Source organism: Deltaproteobacteria bacterium, from assembly GCA_016235345.1.
Taxonomy (GTDB): Bacteria; Desulfobacterota; Desulfobacteria; order Desulfobacterales; family Desulfatibacillaceae; genus JACRLG01.
Genome location: JACRLG010000011.1, coordinates 1 through 18,844 on the forward strand (window position 1 = coordinate 1; position 18,844 = coordinate 18,844).

At 55.2% G+C, this 18,844-nt stretch carries 16 protein-coding genes and 4 tRNA genes; 10 read left to right on the forward strand and 10 right to left on the reverse strand.

The window, feature by feature from the left end:
* Positions 1 to 44 precede the first annotated feature (44 nt).
* From HZB23_05325 to HZB23_05370, 10 genes are all read right to left on the reverse strand, one after another.
* A tRNA-Gly gene (locus tag HZB23_05325) sits at positions 45 to 117 on the reverse strand.
* A gap of 166 nt (positions 118 to 283) precedes the next feature.
* A tRNA-Tyr gene (locus tag HZB23_05330) sits at positions 284 to 369 on the reverse strand.
* A 12-nt stretch (positions 370 to 381) separates the two neighbouring features.
* Positions 382 to 457, reverse strand: a tRNA-Thr gene (locus HZB23_05335).
* A gap of 130 nt (positions 458 to 587) precedes the next feature.
* Positions 588 to 673, reverse strand: a tRNA-Tyr gene (locus HZB23_05340).
* Positions 674 to 1,531: 858 nt separating this feature from the next.
* A complete protein-coding gene (locus HZB23_05345) occupies positions 1,532 to 2,191 on the reverse strand; it encodes a 4'-phosphopantetheinyl transferase superfamily protein (GenBank protein MBI5844077.1) in 660 nt (219 codons plus the stop codon).
* Between the two features lie 160 nt (positions 2,192 to 2,351).
* Positions 2,352 to 2,600, reverse strand: a complete 249-nt coding sequence (locus HZB23_05350; protein ID MBI5844078.1) for an acyl carrier protein — start codon at positions 2,598 to 2,600, stop codon at positions 2,352 to 2,354.
* 10 nt (positions 2,601 to 2,610) lie between these two features.
* A complete protein-coding gene (locus HZB23_05355) occupies positions 2,611 to 3,891 on the reverse strand; it encodes a beta-ketoacyl-[acyl-carrier-protein] synthase family protein (GenBank protein ID MBI5844079.1) in 1,281 nt (426 codons plus the stop codon).
* On the reverse strand, positions 3,881 to 4,354 hold the full coding sequence (locus HZB23_05360; GenBank protein MBI5844080.1) for a beta-hydroxyacyl-ACP dehydratase: 474 nt from the start codon (positions 4,352 to 4,354) through the stop codon (positions 3,881 to 3,883). Before HZB23_05360 ends, HZB23_05355 begins: the two co-directional genes overlap by 11 nt.
* Before the next feature lie 9 nt (positions 4,355 to 4,363).
* Positions 4,364 to 5,182, reverse strand: a complete 819-nt coding sequence (locus HZB23_05365; protein MBI5844081.1) for an SDR family oxidoreductase — start codon at positions 5,180 to 5,182, stop codon at positions 4,364 to 4,366.
* Between the two features lie 2 nt (positions 5,183 to 5,184).
* On the reverse strand, positions 5,185 to 6,138 hold the full coding sequence (locus tag HZB23_05370) for an ACP S-malonyltransferase (protein MBI5844082.1): 954 nt from the start codon (positions 6,136 to 6,138) through the stop codon (positions 5,185 to 5,187).
* A gap of 464 nt (positions 6,139 to 6,602) precedes the next feature.
* On the opposite strand from HZB23_05370, the gene HZB23_05375 reads away from it, so the two are divergent.
* The 10 genes from HZB23_05375 to HZB23_05420 all read left to right on the forward strand — a co-directional run bounded on the left by HZB23_05375 (position 6,603) and on the right by HZB23_05420 (position 18,829).
* Positions 6,603 to 8,135: a sigma-54-dependent Fis family transcriptional regulator gene (locus HZB23_05375; GenBank protein MBI5844083.1), complete on the forward strand. Its 1,533-nt coding sequence runs from the start codon at positions 6,603 to 6,605 to the stop codon at positions 8,133 to 8,135.
* 751 nt (positions 8,136 to 8,886) lie between these two features.
* Positions 8,887 to 9,462: a TetR/AcrR family transcriptional regulator gene (locus HZB23_05380; protein ID MBI5844084.1), complete on the forward strand. Its 576-nt coding sequence runs from the start codon at positions 8,887 to 8,889 to the stop codon at positions 9,460 to 9,462.
* A gap of 242 nt (positions 9,463 to 9,704) precedes the next feature.
* Positions 9,705 to 10,817, forward strand: a complete 1,113-nt coding sequence (gene ald, locus HZB23_05385) for an alanine dehydrogenase (protein MBI5844085.1) — start codon at positions 9,705 to 9,707, stop codon at positions 10,815 to 10,817.
* 18 nt (positions 10,818 to 10,835) lie between these two features.
* Positions 10,836 to 11,138: a TetR family transcriptional regulator C-terminal domain-containing protein gene (locus HZB23_05390; GenBank protein MBI5844086.1), complete on the forward strand. Its 303-nt coding sequence runs from the start codon at positions 10,836 to 10,838 to the stop codon at positions 11,136 to 11,138.
* On the forward strand, positions 11,119 to 12,501 hold the full coding sequence (locus HZB23_05395; protein ID MBI5844087.1) for an aspartate aminotransferase family protein: 1,383 nt from the start codon (positions 11,119 to 11,121) through the stop codon (positions 12,499 to 12,501). The genes HZB23_05390 and HZB23_05395 overlap by 20 nt, the downstream gene beginning before the upstream one ends.
* 26 nt (positions 12,502 to 12,527) lie before the next feature.
* On the forward strand, positions 12,528 to 13,760 hold the full coding sequence (locus tag HZB23_05400) for an aspartate aminotransferase family protein (protein ID MBI5844088.1): 1,233 nt from the start codon (positions 12,528 to 12,530) through the stop codon (positions 13,758 to 13,760).
* A gap of 28 nt (positions 13,761 to 13,788) precedes the next feature.
* On the forward strand, positions 13,789 to 14,727 hold the full coding sequence (locus tag HZB23_05405; protein ID MBI5844089.1) for an amidohydrolase: 939 nt from the start codon (positions 13,789 to 13,791) through the stop codon (positions 14,725 to 14,727).
* Between the two features lie 157 nt (positions 14,728 to 14,884).
* Positions 14,885 to 17,389: a molybdopterin-dependent oxidoreductase gene (locus tag HZB23_05410; GenBank protein ID MBI5844090.1), complete on the forward strand. Its 2,505-nt coding sequence runs from the start codon at positions 14,885 to 14,887 to the stop codon at positions 17,387 to 17,389.
* 262 nt (positions 17,390 to 17,651) lie between these two features.
* Complete coding sequence (locus HZB23_05415; protein MBI5844091.1) at positions 17,652 to 18,197, forward strand: hypothetical protein; 546 nt, start codon at positions 17,652 to 17,654, stop codon at positions 18,195 to 18,197.
* 158 nt (positions 18,198 to 18,355) lie between these two features.
* Positions 18,356 to 18,829 (forward strand): hypothetical protein, encoded by a 474-nt coding sequence (locus HZB23_05420; GenBank protein ID MBI5844092.1) that lies wholly within the window; start codon positions 18,356 to 18,358, stop codon positions 18,827 to 18,829.
* Positions 18,830 to 18,844: the final 15 nt, after the last annotated feature.

An 18,844-nucleotide genomic window follows, 5' to 3' on the forward strand; every position in this document is an offset into this window, starting at 1 on the left:
GTGCGTTCTTTCTGCTGTTGCCACCCGGGGACGGGCGCTGCGGGAGCGGGAGACGGGTCTCGAACCCGCAACATTCAGCTTGGAAGGCTGAAGCTCTACCAACTGAGCTACTCCCGCCCGATTTTTCTGATCAAACTAGATTCTGAACGCTCGCATCCACATGCATCCTTGCATCGCCGCGCCACAAATGAAAACCGCGATGCGTAATGCTCTTGCTGGCAGCCATGTAGTCAGAAGCGACTCCGAAAACGGATTCTCCTACATTGAGCATAATTCCAATGAGTGGTGGTGGGGGGAGGATTCGAACCTCCGAAGGCTATAGCCGACAGATTTACAGTCTGTTCCCTTTGGCCACTCGGGAACCCCACCGTATGCATCTATTGGAGCCAGCGGAGGGACTCGATCCCACGACCCACTGATTACAAATCAGTAGCTCTACCAACTGAGCTACTCCCGCCCTTCATAACTTCTTTCGCCCTGCCAAAACCCGGCCGCTTTCACCGGTTTCCGCAAAAAACCCTCTTACTTCGAGCCGAAAGACGCGCAGTGCGAAAGCCTTATTCTCCTGCATGTCTTCGCGCCGTGGCTGGTGGTGGGGGGAGGATTTGAACCTCCGAAGGCATTAGCCGACAGATTTACAGTCTGTTCCCTTTGGCCACTCGGGAACCCCACCTCTTTGTCGCGTTCCGGCTGAGATGCCGCATGGAAACGCGATAGCGAGAACTTTTATGTTTCAGGCCGCCGGGCCGATGTCCGAAAGAGCCTTTTTCCCGGCCTGGCCGGTCTTTGAAAGAAGCCTTCGTAACGCGCCGCAGCCCTTCCATCGCCGAACGGGCTTCCTCATATGCAAAACCGCAGAAAAAAGCAAAGAACTTTTTTGCCTCGGGCAAAAATAATTGGAGCCAGCGGAGGGACTCGAACCCACTACCCACTGATTACAAATGCTGTCCCCCAGGCTTTCTAACTTCCCCGATTTTGCTTAGGAACTTGGAATCATTAAGAAAAAGAAATTCCAGATTTTTCGTTTTCCGGGTCTTTTCCCCACATTTCGCCCAAATTCCCACATGGATTCACACACGGAACCCCACATAAGAAGGCCTTGTTTGCCTGATTTTTTCGGCCTTGTCAACCCCATATTTTGTATGGGCCTAAAATTCTTTTTTGTTTGGGTCAAATTACAGACTGTTTTATTCCGCTACTGTTATTACCAGGAGCGCAAATTATTTCCATTTTTCGTTTCCCAAAAATTGGCGGAGGGAGGAAGACCGGGGCATTTCTTCCCTTTGCCGGATTTTTTAAAAATGGAAAAGAACCATACTCCGCTTAATATCGTAGTTTTTTTTGCCTTTCACCCGATACTATTTCTGATGCCAGGCCTCTCTTGAGTTTTTCAGCATTACCTCAAAGAAAATAAGCCTCCCTCTGCACTGTTTTTGATTTTCGCAACAGATGACCAAGCGGGTCAAATTCGCTACCCATCTCTCGGTGATTGGCGGCTATACTCCGCAGATAGTTATTCAGGTCCAAATTTTCAGTACTTATGTATTGCGGAACATGATGCGAACCGTCCGTCGTGACTGAGCGAAATGATGAAGGGAAGCGGACTGCCATGATGGAAGGCCCGGGGCGGGCCCGAACGCCGTGGGCAGGGCGGTCTGTAAATGCTGATTTCTTCCGGGCGGATATGCGCGATGGATGAGATAAGGCTTGCCGCAAGAGTGCGGGCGCGGCGGGAATCGTCTCCCAGGCCGGGCCATTCACCCACCAGGGATCGGACCTTGGAAAGAGAACCGAATCCTCCGGTGACGCCTGTGCAATGGACGTGTTCTTCGGATATGCTCGCGGAAAGGAAAACGGGTTCTGCGAAGGTGGCAGCCATCCCGAAAAGCTCCTTTTCCTTGAGGGATGATTGCCATTTAACCTCAAAATTTCGAGGCATTCCGGGAGCCTTGGGGTACCTTTGGGACAAGGCCTTGTAAGCGGCCTCCTTTCCGGCCCAAAATGCCCATAAAAGGCCGTCACCGCCGCCCATCCGCTCAAACGCCTCCTCTTCCGCCATGTTCAGCACTCTTTGGATGAAGCGCCTGTCTCCGCACCTCCCCAGGGCCTGAGGCAGGCGCAGATCAACGATGTCGTTTCCCACGCATTCCATAACAGGCTGACGAAAAACGCCATCATCTGTGTTTTGCATCAAAGTCTACCCTGCAACTTTAATACCCCGGACGTGAGGGACTGAAAGCGATGAAATGGAAGAAACGCAAACGGCCAATGAAGGAGCGTTCGCTTTTGTATGTGAGTGAAATTGGCCTTGATGCGTAACACTTAAGTTCGCGCTTTCAGTCCCTCACGTCTTAGTTGAGTTTGGATTTGACCATTTTAAGAACATCCCCAACCGTGTCGATGCGTTCCGCCTCGTCATCGGAAATGCGGATGTTGAAAACATCCTCAAAGGAGATAATTATGTCCACCAGACGAGCGGAATTGATTTTCAGGTCTTCCACAAGGCGGGTTGAGGCGCTGGCGCTGGTGAGCCTTACCGGGTTTCCGGCATAGGGTTTGACGGCAGCCATCACCCGATTCAAAATTTCCTGTTCCTGCATGTTGTTCTCCTTAGGTTTTTTTAAAGACGACGCAGGCGTTGACGTCGCCGAATCCGAAACTGGCTTTGGCCAGGTTTTTCAAGTCCGGTTTTTCAATGAAATTCCGGACCACGCTATTTGCAAAGGGTTCGATTTCCGGGTGCAGGTCTTCGCAGTTGAGCGAAGTATGCAAAAAGCCCCCGTAGAGTTCCAAAACAGCGGCCACGCATTCGATGGCCCCGGCAGCGCCCAGGCAGTGGCCAAAAAGGGATTTGGGCGCATTGATGAAAGGGAAATTTTCAGGCCCCCTCCTAAGGGCCGCCGCCCAGTTTTGTATCTCCAAAGGGTCGGCGAAGGTGGCGGTAAGGTGTCCTGAAATTGCGTTAAGCTCTTCCGTCAGGATGCCCGAATCCAAAAGCGCGCCTTTTATGCACCGTTTGACTCCCTCGCGGTTTGGGGCTGTCATGGTGCCGCCGTTGCGCTGCCCGCCCGAATTCAGGCTGCCTCCGGCCACTTCCGCGTAAATCCGAGCGCCCCGCCTGACGGCGGTTTCATAATCTTCCAAAACCAGGATGCCCGCGCCTGCTCCAGGCACGAAGCCGCAGGCCGAGGCGCTCATGGGGCGGGAACCCTCTTTGGGTGAGGAATTGAATTTTCGGCACAAAACCATCATGGAATCGAACCCGGCCCAGGTATATGGCGAAGAGCCTTCCGCGCCCCCTGCCAGCATCCGTTTGGCCGCACCGCACCGGATGTGTCGGGCCGCCTCGATTACGGCCTCGGTGCCTGTTGAGCAGGCCGACGCGTTGGATGACGTGCGGTTTCCCAGGCCTAGAAGCCCGGCCACCTGGGCGGTGGCGCCGCTGTGCATGACATGCTCGATTATGCGGCTTCCCATACGGCGCACCTGGCCGGCGTTCACCAGCGGAACGATTTTGTTGGCTATGGTGTCCATATCGCCTATGCCCGTGCCTATGACGGCCCCGGTGTCCCAGTCAGGCTCGCCGTCCGGGTCGGGTTCGGAAAGTCCGGCATCCTTCCAGGCCAAAAGGGCTGCGGTACTTCCGTAGGCGATGGAGGCCGGAAGCGAGCCAAGGGCTTCGCCGCCCAGAATTTCACCGCCCACCGCGTTGAAATCAGGCACAATTCCCGCTATCTGGCAGGCAAAGCCGTTTTCCGACAGCTCCGGGCAAAAACGTATTCCAGACGCGCCCTCTTTTAGCGCCTTTTCAAAATCGGGCAGGCGGCTTCCTATGGGGCTGACCACCCCAAGGCCTGTAACAACCACTTTTTTCCGGCGATTATCGGGCAAGGTCCACCCCCATTCCGGTCAAAATGCCGGAACACGCAGGCTCGCCGTTTTCCAGAGTCACCCGTACACGGGTCTTGATGGTCCGGGCGCGGAAGTAAATTTTTTCGCCCGTTATAATCGCCCGTGCGCCCGGAGGAACAAGTTTCGTGAACTCCGCCTCCTCCACCCGTGTAAAAACAAACATGCTCCGCCTGATGGTTTCGGGCGGCGCCCCCTTTTTCAGCATAAGGTATATGGCGTGGGCCACTGCCCCTGTCTGCGCCATGGCTTCTATAAGAATGACTCCCGGCGTGACCGGATGCCCAGGAAAATGTCCCTTGTAGAAAAATGAGTCCTCCCCGAACCGGCAGACGCCCTCGATTTGCATGTCATCCAAAGAGAGGATGTCATCCAAAAATCGGAACGGGTGCTGTTGGGGGACCAGGGAAAGTACGAGGCTTTTGTCTGTTTGGTTCGCATCCATGATTTTTCCTCAGCCTGCAATGTGCTCTCCTCCATCTGCGTGAAGAAAGGCCCCGTTGATCCAGGCAGCCTCGTCCGTGGAGAGGAGAAATACGGTGTTTGCCACGTCTTCGGGCCGGGTGAGGCGGCCAAGGGGATTTTTCAGGGCTGCGCCATGAAGCATTTCCTTATGTCCGGGTATTGCCGCCAGTGCCGGAGTGGGGCATATTCCGGCCTGGATAATGTTGGCGCGAATTCCGTATGGCGCATATTCAAAGGCAATGGCCCGCACAAGGGCCTCCAGGGCGGCCTTGGCTGCGGAAACCGCTGCATATCCGCGCCAGGCCAGGGTTGATCCCTGGCTGGTGAGGCCCAGAACCCTTGCATCGTCGGCGAACATACCCCGCTCGAAAGTATCCCTTGTCCAGTCGGCCAGACTGGTGGACATGGCGTGAATCGTGTGGTCGAAATCCTCGCGTCTGAGAATTGTTCCGGTTTCCCCTCTCTCTTGTCCGCCCGGCCCGGCAGGAGCCAGCGGCTTCAAGTTTCCGAAAGCTATGGAGTGGAGCATCGTGCGGATTCTGCCGCTCTTTCCCATGGCGTTTTTGACTTCATCCAGAACCCTTGTACGGCCTTCATCCGAAAGCGCATCGGCATTGAACGCGAAAACCTTCACCCCGGTTTGGCGAATTTGGTCGAAACAAAGCGTAATGCGGTCCATGGAGCCTCTCCTGTCCCGGTGGACCAGAACAAGGTTCATGCCGTGGGCCGCCAGCTTTTGGGCCGTGGCGAGGCCGAACCCGGAAGACGCCCCAAGGATTATCGCAAAGTGGCCGGAGTCGAATCGCATCATCAGGCCGCCTCCCTGTTTTCAAAGGCCCGCCGGGCCGTGGCAAGGCTGGTTACAGCCCGGGCATCTATGCCGATTGACCGGAAAAAGCCCGAAAGTGGCCGGGCCGGGCCTATTTCCACCACCTGGGTAGCCTTCTTCATCAGAGCCTCCATGTTGTTTTCCCACAACACCGGCCGCGACACCTGAAGAGTCAGCGCGTCAGTTATGCGCTGGGAATCCGGCTCGTGAAAAAGCCCCGTAACGTTCGATGTCACGTTCCGGGCCTTTGCCGTGTCCCAATTGATTTTCGCATCTTCCAGGGCCTCGCCGAAAGGCGCGCAAACGGGCGCCATAAAACGGCTGTGAAAAGGCGCGCTTACGTTTAAAGGCACGAAGCGCCAGTCACCCCGGTTATCCAAAAGTCCGCCCAATCGTTTTTCGGCCTCCCCGAATGCCCTCAAAAGCCCGCCTATCACAATCTGGCCGGAATAATTGACATTGGCCACATCAAGAGGCAGGTCCGCCAGAGCGGCCTGTATTTCCTCCATCCCGATGTTCCGGGCGATTACGGCGGCCATGCCTCCGGTTCCTTGGGGACAGGCCGTTTGCATCAGTTTTCCCCGCAAACTGACCAGTTGTGCGGCTATGCCCAGGGGCATGACACCCGCCGCCACCAGGGCCGCGTATTCGCCAAGGCTGTGGCCGCCGTAACAGGAGGGTGTTAATCCGTAATGCACGCAAAGCCCCCGGAACATGGCGATTTCGGTTGTAAGGATGAGGGGCTGGGCAAACTCGGTCAGGTTCAGCGACGGGTTTTGGCTGAAACACATTGCCGCAGTGTCCCACATAAGGGCCTCGGATGCCTCTTGGAATGCCGCGCGGCTTTCGGGAAATTGATCGAAAAATTCTTTCCCCATTCCGAAGCATTGGGAGCCCTGACCCGGAAAGACCACGGCTGTTGATTGTTTTTCCATTTCCTGTTCCTGTGTTTGATGAGTCCGCAAAAAGCCTCGAAAGGTTTCCTCAACACCTTTATGATGTATTCATGATACACCATAGCCACAACATATTGTATCATGGTCTGGATCAAAGAGGCTTTTTACAAGGCTATCGTTGTTTAAGGAGCTTCCCTAAACGCCCCAGCACCGATAAACAAAAGCAGGAACCGTGCCGTGGCAGACTTTTATTACTTAATAATTTGATAAAATAAGATAAATTGAGCACCTCCCTGTTGGCCCCTTCCGGGAAGGAATACTTTGAGAGAGCAAGAAATGTACGGGCCTTGTGCATGGAGTGTATGGAGGCAAATTCATCGATGGGGGAAATGGCGGAAGGCCGTTTGACAATCGGTTCCGATTCTGGAAATATCGGCGCGGAATTGACCCGACCGTCAACCCGATCCTCCTTTTGTTATTTTTCCGGAGTCCACATTACTCCCATGAGAACAAAACAAAGCCTCACAGACGCGGAGCGGGAGTTTTTCGCCCTGGTGCAAAAGACCGGCGTGGCCAACCCCTATGGGAAGATCAGGGCCGAACTCGAATCGCAGGTGGCGAAATATTGCTCTGACCAAACCTTCGAACCGGGAATCGAGCGAGCCACAAAAGCGGTGAAGGATCGTCTGGCCGCTTTGGAGGCCCAAGGCGTCCGAAGGATTGAAATGCTTTCGGGCAAGGATCGCGCCCTTCTGGAAAGCGCATATCTCTTTGATTTTTTCTACGAGTTTCGGAAAAAATTCGATGAACATATCGTCGAGCAATTGGCGGCCGGTGAAAAAACCGTAAAGCTTTCCTGGGCCGGGGATGGCATAGCCCATCTGGCTTCGCGGGGCTTTGGCCCGGAAAGGATAACGCGGGCCTTTGAGCTTGGATACCAGTTCCGGCGCGCCTTTTACTTCATCAATCACGGGCTGGCTGGCCGAAGCCCGGTGATGCGCAAGTTGAAGTTCGACATCTGGAACAACATCTTCACCCACAACGTGAGCCTTTATGAGCGCTATCTGTGGAACCGCATGGAGGATTTTTCAACGCTGCTTCTGGGTGAAACCGGCACGGGCAAGGGAGCCGCAGCCGGGGCTATCGGGCGGGCGGGCTATATTGCCTTCAACCTCAAAAAACAGCGCTTCGAGGAGAGCTTCACCAAAAGTTTCATCTCCATAAACCTTTCCAGTTTCCCTGAGACCCTCATCGAGAGCGAGCTTTTCGGGCATAAAAAAGGGGCGTTCACCGGGGCTGTGGAAAACCACGCCGGCAAGTTCGCACAATGCGGGCCTCACGGAACCCTTTTATTGGACGAAATAGGTGAAATCCCTCACCATATACAGATAAAGCTGCTGCACGTACTTCAGGACCGCGAGTTCAACCCGGTGGGAAGCCACAAAGCCGAATCCTTTCACGGACGCGTAATCGCCGCCACCAACAGGCCCATAGACGACCTTAGAAAGCGAGGAGCCTTCAGGGATGATTTTTATTACCGGCTGTCATCCGATATCATAGTCATGCCGCCATTGCGGCGTCGGCTGCGTGAAGACCCGGCTGAACTGGACACCCTTCTGAATTTTCTGGTCACGCGAATAATCGGAAAGCCTTCGCCTGAGCTTTGCCGCATGGTGAAGGATGTTATCGGCAAGAATCTGGGCATGGATTACCCCTGGTACGGAAACGTGCGGGAGCTGGAGCAGTGCGTCAGGCGGGTGCTCCTGAAGCGGGTCTATGAAGGCAAAAGCGGGGATGAGGCGGACGATATTTTTTCACAACTCGCCCATGCGATGGAATCAGGGGATATACCTGCCCAGAGGCTCTTGTCGGGCTATTGCGTCCTTCTTTACCGGCGTTACGGAACCTATGAGGAAGTTGCCAGAAGAACCAGGCTCGACCGCCGCACGGTCGCCAAGTATGTGTCCGACTGGACCGAAGGGAACAACGGAGCGAAAACGCCGGATGTCTCAGACGATGTCGAAATAGACAAGTGACCGATGAGCCATTCAGGTGCATCCGTCATGGAAGGCCAGAATGTTTGAGTTAAAATGGCCTCCGGGAAGACCGCCCAGACCGTCTGCCGTCCGCTGGTTCTGGCTTTCCATCCAAAACGCTGGTTTTCCCTAAGCGCGCCCCTTAGATTACAAGCGAAGGTCAGTCCTCCGCCCGGACCGCGCTCATGGAGTTTCTGGAAAGCCCTCCTGCTGCAAAATTGTCCACATCAATGGTCAAGTTGGGGAGCTTCAAAAGACCCTTGCCTTTTTAAGCCCAAGGGCCACCATTACCTACCGCCCATCCCGGTTTCCGGGGGCGAACTCGAAGCCCGCGCCTTTGAGCAAATATACCAATCTAAATATCCCTTAAACCCAGCTTATTGCTCTTCCAGCCATAAGGAATGCCAAGTTTTCATCCTGCTTCGAATCGTGTTGGGTTTTATTTTACGCAACACGGCAGCATCGTCCGGGTCCTCCATTTTACCCTGGGAAATGGCCAGCCCCTTTTTTCAGTGCCTGGTAATACCTTCATCCAAATCCGGGAAACCCAATTTTTCTGGCTATTTTCCGGGATGTTTATTCCAGCAGGCTGTTTGCTGATATTCTGAAACCTCAAGGCCCTTCCCCGGCTTACGGATCAGTTCCCTCTCACAGAAGTTTTCCGCTTCTCCGTCTTCCTCGGCAATCTTAAACCAAACAATCAATTGAAAATAATATAACGCAGCCTAAAACACACCGCATAGGAAATACCATGGGACGAAAAAACAACGCCGAGGTCAGACGAAATGAAATCGTCCAGGCGCTATATGCATGCCTTTCGGAAAAAGGGCATGAAAAAGTCACGACCAAGGAAATAGCCCTTCAGGCCGGATTGGCGCCCGGCGTAATCCACTATTACTTCAAGTCCAAGGATGAAATCGTCACCTGCCTGATGGATCATCTGGCCGGAAAATACCAAGCTCTTTTTGGAGAAAAAATGCAGGAGCTTTCAAACAGCAGCGAGTTTCTCAAAGCCTTCGCTAATTTTTTATGCGACGAATTTGTTTTTGACCAGGGACTCAATCGGGTCTTCTACAATCTGGTCCAGATGGGTTTTGAGAGCCAAGTGGTAGTAAAGCCTTTGCGTCTGCTCATGGAAAATTACCGGGCCCGGGGAAACCTGCACTTCCGGCAACTCTATTCCCCGATAAAAAACGCCGGGTATCTTGTGGTGGCTTTGATCGAGGGGCTGGCTCTTCAATGGATGATTGAGCCGGATGACAGCCGAAAAGAGGACATCAGAAATCTTGTCCAATTTACCATGGAGGGAATTTTAAGTGCGGTTTGAGCGACACAGTGACTGGACGTTGCCGGGTGGTTGTTCGCTGGCTGGATGCGGAAAGGCGGGGTCGGTGGCGCTTTGGACGATTCCGATCTGTTCTCTCGCTCTGAACGAAAGAAAAAAGACTAAAAACTTGGCAAAAAGGTGTGCGGGGTCATTTTTCAGGGATGTCGCTGCATAATATAGGAATAATTGAGAAGCGGGAAATTTTTTCATATGGCTCTAACAAGAAAAACAGGAGGGGGCGAATGATCGTCGGAGTGCTCAAGGAAATTAAGGCGGAGGAAAACCGCGTGTCCATGACGCCCGCCGGGGCGGAGGTCATGGTCCAGAACGGCCACGAGGTCTGGGTGGAAAAGAACGCCGGCATCAATTCCGGCCTGCCGGACGAGGCCTATATCCAGGCCGGGGCCTCCATCAAGGACACGCCCGAGGAAATCTTTGACGGGGCCGAGATGGTAATGCACGTCAAGGAGCTCCTGCCGCCGGAGTATGGCCTCATCCGGCCCGGCCAGATCGTGTTCACCTACCTGCACCTGGCTGCGGCCGAAGAGCTGACCCGGGCCCTGATCCAAAGCGATTCGGTGTGCATTGCTTATGAAACCATTCAGAAAACCGACGGGTCCCTCCCCCTGCTCACACCCATGAGCGAGGTGGCCGGCCGCATGGCCATCCAGCAGGGGGCCAAGTACCTGGAAATGGAAAAGGGCGGCCACGGTATCCTCCTGGGCGGAGTGCCCGGCGTGGACCCGGGCACGGTGCTGGTCATCGGCGGTGGAGTGGTTGGCATCAACGCGGCCAAGATGGCCTGCGGCCTGGGTGCCAAGGTCTACCTTCTGGACATGTCTCTGTCCCGCCTGCGTTACCTTTCAGATGTCATGCCCGCCAACTGTTTTTTGATCAAGTCCAGCCCCTCGGCCATCCGCAAATACAGCCTGGAAGCCGACGTTGTGGTGGGCGCGGTGCTCATTCCGGGCACCAAGGCCCCCCGCCTGATCACCCGGGACATGCTGCCTTCCATGAAGCGCGGCGCGGTTCTGGTGGACGTTGCAATCGACCAGGGCGGCTGTTTTGAGACATCCAGGGCCACCACCCACTCGGACCCCATCTACATCGTGGATGGGGTTGTGCATTACTGTGTGACCAATATGCCCGGGGCCGTGGCCAAGACCTCCACTATGGCCCTGACCAACGCAACCCTGCCCTACGCAGTGGAAATCGCCGACAAGGGCTGGAAAGCCGCCTGCGAACAAAACCAGGAAATCGCCCTGGGCGCCAACGTGGTCCACGGCAAGATCACCTATCCCGGGGTGGCCGAGGCCTTTGGCCTGGAGTACACGCCCCTGAAAGAACTGCTATAATGGTAAACGGGGGCCCTGATGGCCCCCGTCGCTATAGGAAAAAAAGCCGTTTCTGTGTCGAAGTGGAAACCCGGGATATTTCTCAGCCAAAAATCAAAAGGGGTTATGCATAGCGGCACCGAGTTTGATCCGGTTCAGGCCGCAATGCTGGTGGCGGTTATTGAGGGCCTTGCGCTGCAAAGGATGGTCGACTCCACTGCTTTTAGCCGCAACGAGGCGAGGAGGCAGGTTACCGTAATTGTGGCCGCATGTCTTAACCAGGATCAACCTCAAAAAGGTAAACCTAAAGCCGGAAAGGTTAATGATCATGAATGGAACTGAAAAAATGGAACTATCGCCGAAGAAAAAACAGATGCTGGCGAAGTTTGGAACGCACGTATCCAGGGGACAGATCCGGTTTTTATCGGCCGGCCACCTGGACATCTTCGAAGGAAAAAGAAAGGGCGTTCATTTTTATGAGAGCGTTACCGGAAAGCGATATGTTGACGGATTTTCCTCGGCCGGCTGTTTCAACGTCGGACGGGGCAATCCGGAGATATTGGACGAACTTCGCGCCGCAGTCCGAGATGGGAGTGACATGGGATCCGCAGGGCTCCTTTCGCGGCACAAGGTGGAATTCGCAAAAAAGCTGGTCCAAGCCTGCCCGGGGGACCTCAACCGTGTGATTTTTGCCGGAAGCGGCGCCGATGCCGTGGATGGAGCCATAAAGCTTGCCCTTGGAGCCACCGGAAGGACCAAGATCCTTTCCATGGTAAAAGCCTATCACGGACACTCCGGGTTCAGCCTCTCCGCCAACGGCAAGGCTTACTATAAGGAATTGTTCGAGCCTTTGATGCCCAATTTCGATTTCCTGCCATTCGGAGACCTCAATGCCTTTATCCGAAAGGCGGACACAAATACGGCCGCCGTCATCCTTGAACCCATTCAGGGAGAGGGTGGTATTCATGTGGCTAGCGATGAATACCTCGCCGGACTCCGAAAGCATTGCGACAATCTGGGCATACAACTCATCTTCGATGAAATCCAAACCGGCTTCGGCCGCACCGGGAAGCTTTGGGCCTCCGAGCATTCCGGCGTGGTTCCGGACATCATGGTGCTTGCCAAGGCGATTGGTGGAGGGATCTACCCCAACGGAGCCATCGTCTATCGGGACACGCCTGTATTAACGGATTTTACAGAAAAGAATCCCTGGTTCCATGTTTCCCTGGGAGGCGGTTCGGACATCGGCTGCCGAATCTCGTCCAAGGTTTTGGACTATATCCTGGAAAACCGGCTTTGGGAGAATGCCGAAAGGATGGGCGGTAAAATCCGGAACGGGCTTTTAAAGCTTCAGGAGCAAAATCCTGAAATCATCCTGGAGGTCCGGGGGCGTGGCATGATGATGGGCCTGGAATACAAACATGATTTCATGGGCATGCTTATGGCTGAATGTTTGAGTCGCAAGGGCATGTTCGCCGCCTACTCCGGGAACGCCCCCCAGGTGATGCGCTTCCAGATTCCCCTCACACTTTCCGAGTCTGAGACGGACGAGGTGATTTCCATTATCGAGGAGGCCCTTAAAATCATGAAGCTCTACCTTATTCTCCTCATGCCCCTTTCCCGGCTGCCCTTAATCGGAAGGGTCCTGAACAATCAGAAGGTGCTCATCTCTTCGAGCGCTTTTCTAAGAAAGTTTGGATTCTAACATCAAATCCTGATCGGAGGCGAAGCATGATGAACGACATCACATCGGGCCATGAGTTACTGCAAGAAGCCCAGAATTACTTTCCAAAGGCCCTGATTTCCGGTTTGGCGGCAAAGGGGCATGATTTCTTCGAGTCGGGTTCAGCCGGCGCGTGGTTATATGACGAAAAGAAAAATGCCATTCTGGATGCTTATACATCCGGTGGAACACACAATCTGGGACGAAGCCGCCCGGAACTCGGGCAGGCATTATTGAATGCGGCTGAAAAAACAGACCAGGGAAATTTTGTCCTGGTTTCAAAAGAAAAGGTTCGCCTGGTTGAACGGCTGGCCCGTTTTATGCCCTATGATCTTTCTTGTATGCTTTTCACCGTAGTCCGGGGTGAGGCCATGGACGCGGCATGCAAGGTGGCCAGGGGGCATACGGAAAGAACCGAGCTTATAACCGTGGATGGTGGATGGTATGGTCAGACAGGGTTTGCCATGAGCCTTTCGGATCGGATAGATAAAGCTGACTATGGCCCCCTGATTCCGGACGTAAAAACCATTCCCTTCGGAGACGGAACCGCCGCGGAAAAAGCGGTGACAGCACGCACTGCAGCAGTGATTCTGGAACCGGTCCAGGCTGAAAACGGTTGCCGGACAGCTACTCGGGAGTATCTCGGGCAATTGAGGAGGGTCTGCGATCAAAAAGGGGCTCTCTTGATTCTGGATGAGACTCAGACCGGATTTGGACGCACCGGAACGAAGTTCGCCTGCGAAGGCCTGGGGGCTTCTCCGGATATTCTGATCTTTGGCGAGGCCCTTGCAGGTGGAATGTTTCCCATGTGCGGGCTCGCCTTCCCTCCCAGAATCAAAGCCTTTTTTGATAAGCACCCGCTCATTCACTTATGCACTTTCGGTGGGCACGATGTGGGATGCCTTGTGGCCGATAAAGCCCTGGACTTGTATGAAACCCTGAAACCATGGAATAACGCCAAAAGGCAGGGGGAAAGAATCCTGAATGGGTTGAAGCCCCTGGCGGGAGAATATCCCGATACATTCCGGTCTGTAGCCGGACTGGGCCTTCTTTTATCAATCCAACTGACCTCCACTGAAAAGGCCTTGGCCTTTTGCAAGGCCGCCAGAACCCAGGGCCTTCTGTGCGTCCCGGGAGAGGTCCTGAAATCCTCTGTTGTGCTCAGGCCGCCCCTCACCTTGACGGATGAAGAGTCGAGAAAACTCATAGAAGCCATTCAGAATACGCTTAAAAGAATCTAACTGAATCCTTGGCTTTGAAGGCTATATCATGAACGAACTGCGCATCCCAAAATCCCATCCCGTCATCGACGCGCACACTCACATCGGAGACATATTAACCAGGGGCGGGGGCGAAATCATCTGGAACATGGGAGTAGGCAAACCTCTGATTTTTGATCCCATCACTCTCTGGGGATTGGTGGGTTATCGCAATTTCGGCCTTGGAAACCTGCTATACCGTCTTTCTCTCAGCCAGGCCATCACGGCCGAACAGGTTCGCAGCCGGACCGCAACCCTGGAAAATCTCCGAAAATCCATGGATCGATTGGGCATAACACATAGCGCCTGCATGCCAGTCCATCCTTACGTGGTCTATGGCGATCTGGCGGAAGCCGCCGCCCAGGACCCCGGCGTGATCCCGTTTACCACCGTGGATTTGGCGGTGGGCGGCGATTTTGAAGCACAGCTTACGGCGGACAAGGCGGGTGGAGCAAAGGGACTCAAGCTCCACGGCATAATCCAGAAGGTGGCCCTGGACGATCCGCGCACCCACAAAGCGGTGGAAGCCGCGGGCAAGGCGGGGCTTGCCGTGCTGTTCCACTGCGGCATTTCCAATTATTATAAAGGGGAAGAGAAAGACAGGAATATCCCGGAATACGGCGCCGTTGATTACGCCGTGCGCTTGGTGCGGGAACATCCGGACGTGCGTTTTGTAGTGGGCCACGCCGGCATGTACGAAGTGAAGGAAGTCATGGAAAAACTGGCCGCCTTCAAAAATGTCTGCGTGGACACCTCGATCCAGTCCGCGGCCAATATAAGGAAACTGATTAAGGTTTTAGGCCCAGACCGGGTGCTTTTTGCTTCGGACTGGCCCTTTGGCGATGCCTGGGCCGCCCTGGCCTGTGCGCGTAAAGCCTGCAAAGGAGACGGGCCTCTGCTTCGGAAAGTTTTATACGAAAACGCGGCAAGGGTTTACGGCATTGGGTAAAAATCGTAGAAGGGTATAAGGTGGCTCCCAGCCGAAAAGAGGGACCCTTTTGGATGACGAAGCCCAAGAGGTATTCAGGCGAATTTGAGGCGACGGTGGCCTTGGCGGCGATGAAGGGTGATCAGACGATAGCGCAGCCTTAACAAAGGAGGAACCCATGGAAAAATGGCATCAGACCGGCTGCGTCCTTTGCTCCCAAAACTGCGGCATCGAGGTTCTTGTGCGGGACAACCGCATGGTCAAGATCCGGCCGGACAAAACCAATCCCCGAAGCCGGGGATACATATGCCGCAAGGGCTTGAACGTCTTTCACCACCAGCACAACGCGGACCGGCTTACCCACCCCCTCAAACGCCACGGCAAGGGATTTCAAAAGATCACCTGGGAGCAGGCCTTTTCCGAGATCGCCGGGAAGCTGTCAAACATTCTGGAAAAACACGGGCCAAGGTCCTTTGCCTACATGGGCGGCGGCGGCCAGGGCTGCCATTTTGATGCACCCTTCGGAATCTGTTTTATGCGGGCCCTGGGCTCTCAATACCACTACAACGCCCTTGCTCAGGAACTGACGGGCTATTACTGGGTCAACGGCCGCATGCTGGGCCGCCAGAACCGCGTCCCCGTGCCCGACGAGGACCGCTCGGACATGCTCATTGCCTGGGGCTGGAACGGCATGCAGAGCCACCAGATGCCCCGGGCCCCCCTGGTCCTGAAGGAGTTTGCCGACAATCCGGACAAAATCCTTGCCGCGGTGGACCCCAGAAAATCCCAAACCGCAACAACCGCCAACATCCACCTTGCCCTCAGGCCCGGGACCGACGCCCTGTTAATCCGGGCTCTCATCAGCCTGATCCTGGAAATGGGCTGGGAGGACAAGGACTACATCCGGCAGCACGTTTCAGGGTGGGACAAGGTGAGGCCCTGGTTTACCGGCTTTGACGTAAAGGGAGCCTTGAAGGTCTGCGGGCTGGAATATCAGGAGGTCGAGGACTTCTGCCTGCTTCTTTCCACCCGCAAATGGTGCGTGCATCCGGACCTTGGCCTGATCATGAACCGCCACTCCACCCTGGCCTCCTACCTCCTGAATCTCCTGGCGACTGTATGCGGGCGCTTTTGCGTGCCCGGTGGCAACCACCTGCCGCCCATTGTCCTGCCCCTGGGTCTGGACTCCGACGAGCGCGCCCCCGGGACCTGGCGAACCATGGAGACTGGTTTTTTCGCCATCAACGGGTATTTTCCGCCCAACGTCCTTCCAGAGGAAATACTTGCCGACAAGCCCGAGCGAGTGCGGGTCGTGCTGACCTGTGGCTCCAACCCCTTGCGCTCCTACGCCGACACTTCGGCTTACGAAAAGGCTTTCAGGGAACTGGACCTATTGGTGACCGTGGAACTGGCAATGACCGAGACCGCTCGAATGGCCCATTACGTCCTGCCTGCGCGCTCGGCCTATGAATCCTATGACGGTACGTTTTTCCCCTGGACGCCCAAGTCGTTTTTCCAGATGCGACGGCCCATTGTGGAGCCCGAGGGCGAGCCTTTGGAATGCGGCGAAATATTCACCGGCCTGGCCGACGCCATGGGCCTCATCCCGCCCATTCCGGACTCCCTTTACCAGGCCGCCCAAAAGGGCCCCATGGATTTTTCCCTGGCAGCGGCCCCCTGGATCCAGAACACCCCCCAGGCTCTTCAGAGGCTTCCCTTTATTCTGGCCAAGACCCTGGGCCGGGAGATGGGCTCGGCCCACCTGGCCATGCTATTCGGCCTCCTGCAGCAGCGGCTGGCCGCCTACAAGGACCCGGATGGGAGGATCCTGGAGCCCATGGACCTATTTGACCGGATCCTTAATGGCCGGGGACTCCTGCCCGAGTATCCGGGCCTGCTGGCCAAGGGCCCTGAAAGCCTTAAAAAGCACTGGAGCACCCTCTACGGCCTTTCCCGCGTGCGACCCACATCTGCCGTGGCCGAGGCCGACCGTCAGGGTTTTTCCACGGCCAGGGCCGTAATAAAGGCCCTCGCTCCCGACCGTGTAGTTAAAGTACTCCAGGCCGCTGTCAGGCAGCGCAGCTACCTGCCACTTATGGAACTCTCGCCCACGGCGGTTCTGGCCCAGGAGATGTTCCAGGCCATTTTGGATCACCCCGAAGGCGTCTGGTTGGGTGAGGGCCATCCGGACAACTTCCGGGAAATAAGGACCCCTGATGGCAAGATCCAAGTCCATGTTCCTGAACTCAAGGACTGGCTCCTTGGCCTTTCGCCCGAAGCCGAGACAAAGGCGCTCGCCCCGGACCCGGACTTCCCCTTTGTTCTCCTGGCGGGACGGCACGTCAAAACCAACGCCAACACCCTCATGCGAAATCCGGAATGGAACAAAAAGCTCCGGGATTGCACACTCCTGATGAACCCGGCCGACGCCGAAAAATTAAATCTGTCGGACGGCCAGATGGTGCGCGTCCGCACCCATGCCGGTCACGAGGTCCTGGAACTTGAGGTCACCGATTCGGCCAGGCCAGGCCAGGTGGCCATGCCCCACGGGTCCGGACTTCAATACGACGGCCGGGTCCACGGCGCCAACGTTAACCGGCTGACAAGCAACACTCACCGTGACCCCCTGGCAGGCACGCCCCTGCACCGCTACGTGCCTTGTCGGGTGGAGGCGGCTGAATAGACAGACGTCCTTTCGGGTTGCATTCGGACGCGGACCAAGGCGGCAAGGAGCCTGCGATATACCGTCAGCCCTGAAGAATTTGCCTTTTTCCCAACAGGGGATTCCAGCACATCCGGTCCAGAGTGGTTTACAACCTATTGAAGAGTTTCTCCAGCAGGGCGCTGGACTGGAGGAGCACAAGCCACACCGGTTAGCTTGGTTGTTTGACCGCATCATAGCCCGCCTAAAACCCCACATGTTGTGGCGCCCGGAAAGCCCGGGAGTGGGCTGTGGAATAGCAGATTGGAAATACTCGATCCTGGGGTTTGAAGCCGAGTTCCGAAATAAATTTTTCAAGCCGATCAGCGACTTTCTGTGGAATAAAGACGCCTTCGCCTTCGCGTTTGCTTTTGGGAGCCACAAGGTTCAGCTTGGTCCCCTTGACATCCATTACCCTCCGTTTCAAGACCTCACCCACCCTCATGCCGCCCCGGGCCATGAGTTTCAAAATCAGACGGGTACGGACATTCTCGGTCCGAAAGATCATTTCATCCACAACATCTTTGGGAAAGTTGTCCCTCTTTGGTATACCGGAATATCGGAAAAGTTTTCTAAGGACCGGGGAGTCACATGGATTGGGGAAGCTATGGTTGGCTGTTTCTCGGACGAAATTGAAAAGGCACGGACTTGGCCAAAACGGTTTTTCTTGGTGGATGCCTTTTTGCCTTCTACCAGCGGGGTAAGGAATGCAAGGATTTCTTCGGTGTTGATAGACTCGGCTTCTCTTGGACCGAATTGCTTGGCGAGCCTCACGAAGGTGTACTTATAGGTTTGGACGGTTTTTTTCCCCCGAATTGGCCCTGTGGCAGGCCAAGCAGAGATTAACGGCTTGCGCGACTTTCATTTTCGTACCTCCCATTTCGGTTTTTTCCTTGAAGCTGCCCCGACCAGGAAAGAAACGCCAGTTCGCTTGCGTATTTCGGACTTCTGGGCCAGGCCAGGAAGTCGATTTTTCTGACAAGCCCCTATTTCATCCCGGATGAACCGATGTTATACGCGATAGAGTGCGCCGCCATGCGGGGAGTTGATGTAAGGCTTCTGGTTCCAGCAAGGGGGGATGTCGCCCTTGTGTCAAAAGCGGCTCGTTCCTACTACCCAGCTGTGCTGCGTTCGGGGGCGAGGGTTTACGAATATCTTCCTTCCATGCTCCACGCCAAAACGGTGGTTATGGATGGCATGTGGTGCATAGTTGGCTCCGCAAATCTTGACATCAGAAGTTTCAGGCTGAACTTTGAACTGGGTATCCTCGTGAGGGACTCAAGTTTCGGAAGGCTTATGGAAGAACGCTTCTTTTCCGATCTTCGAAAAAGCCGGGAACTCAAGGCCGGAGATATGGAATCCGAAGGGCGCTGGAATAAAATGATACAGCGCATCGCCCGACTCGTTTCACCCATGCTCTGATACCGGATTGAGTGA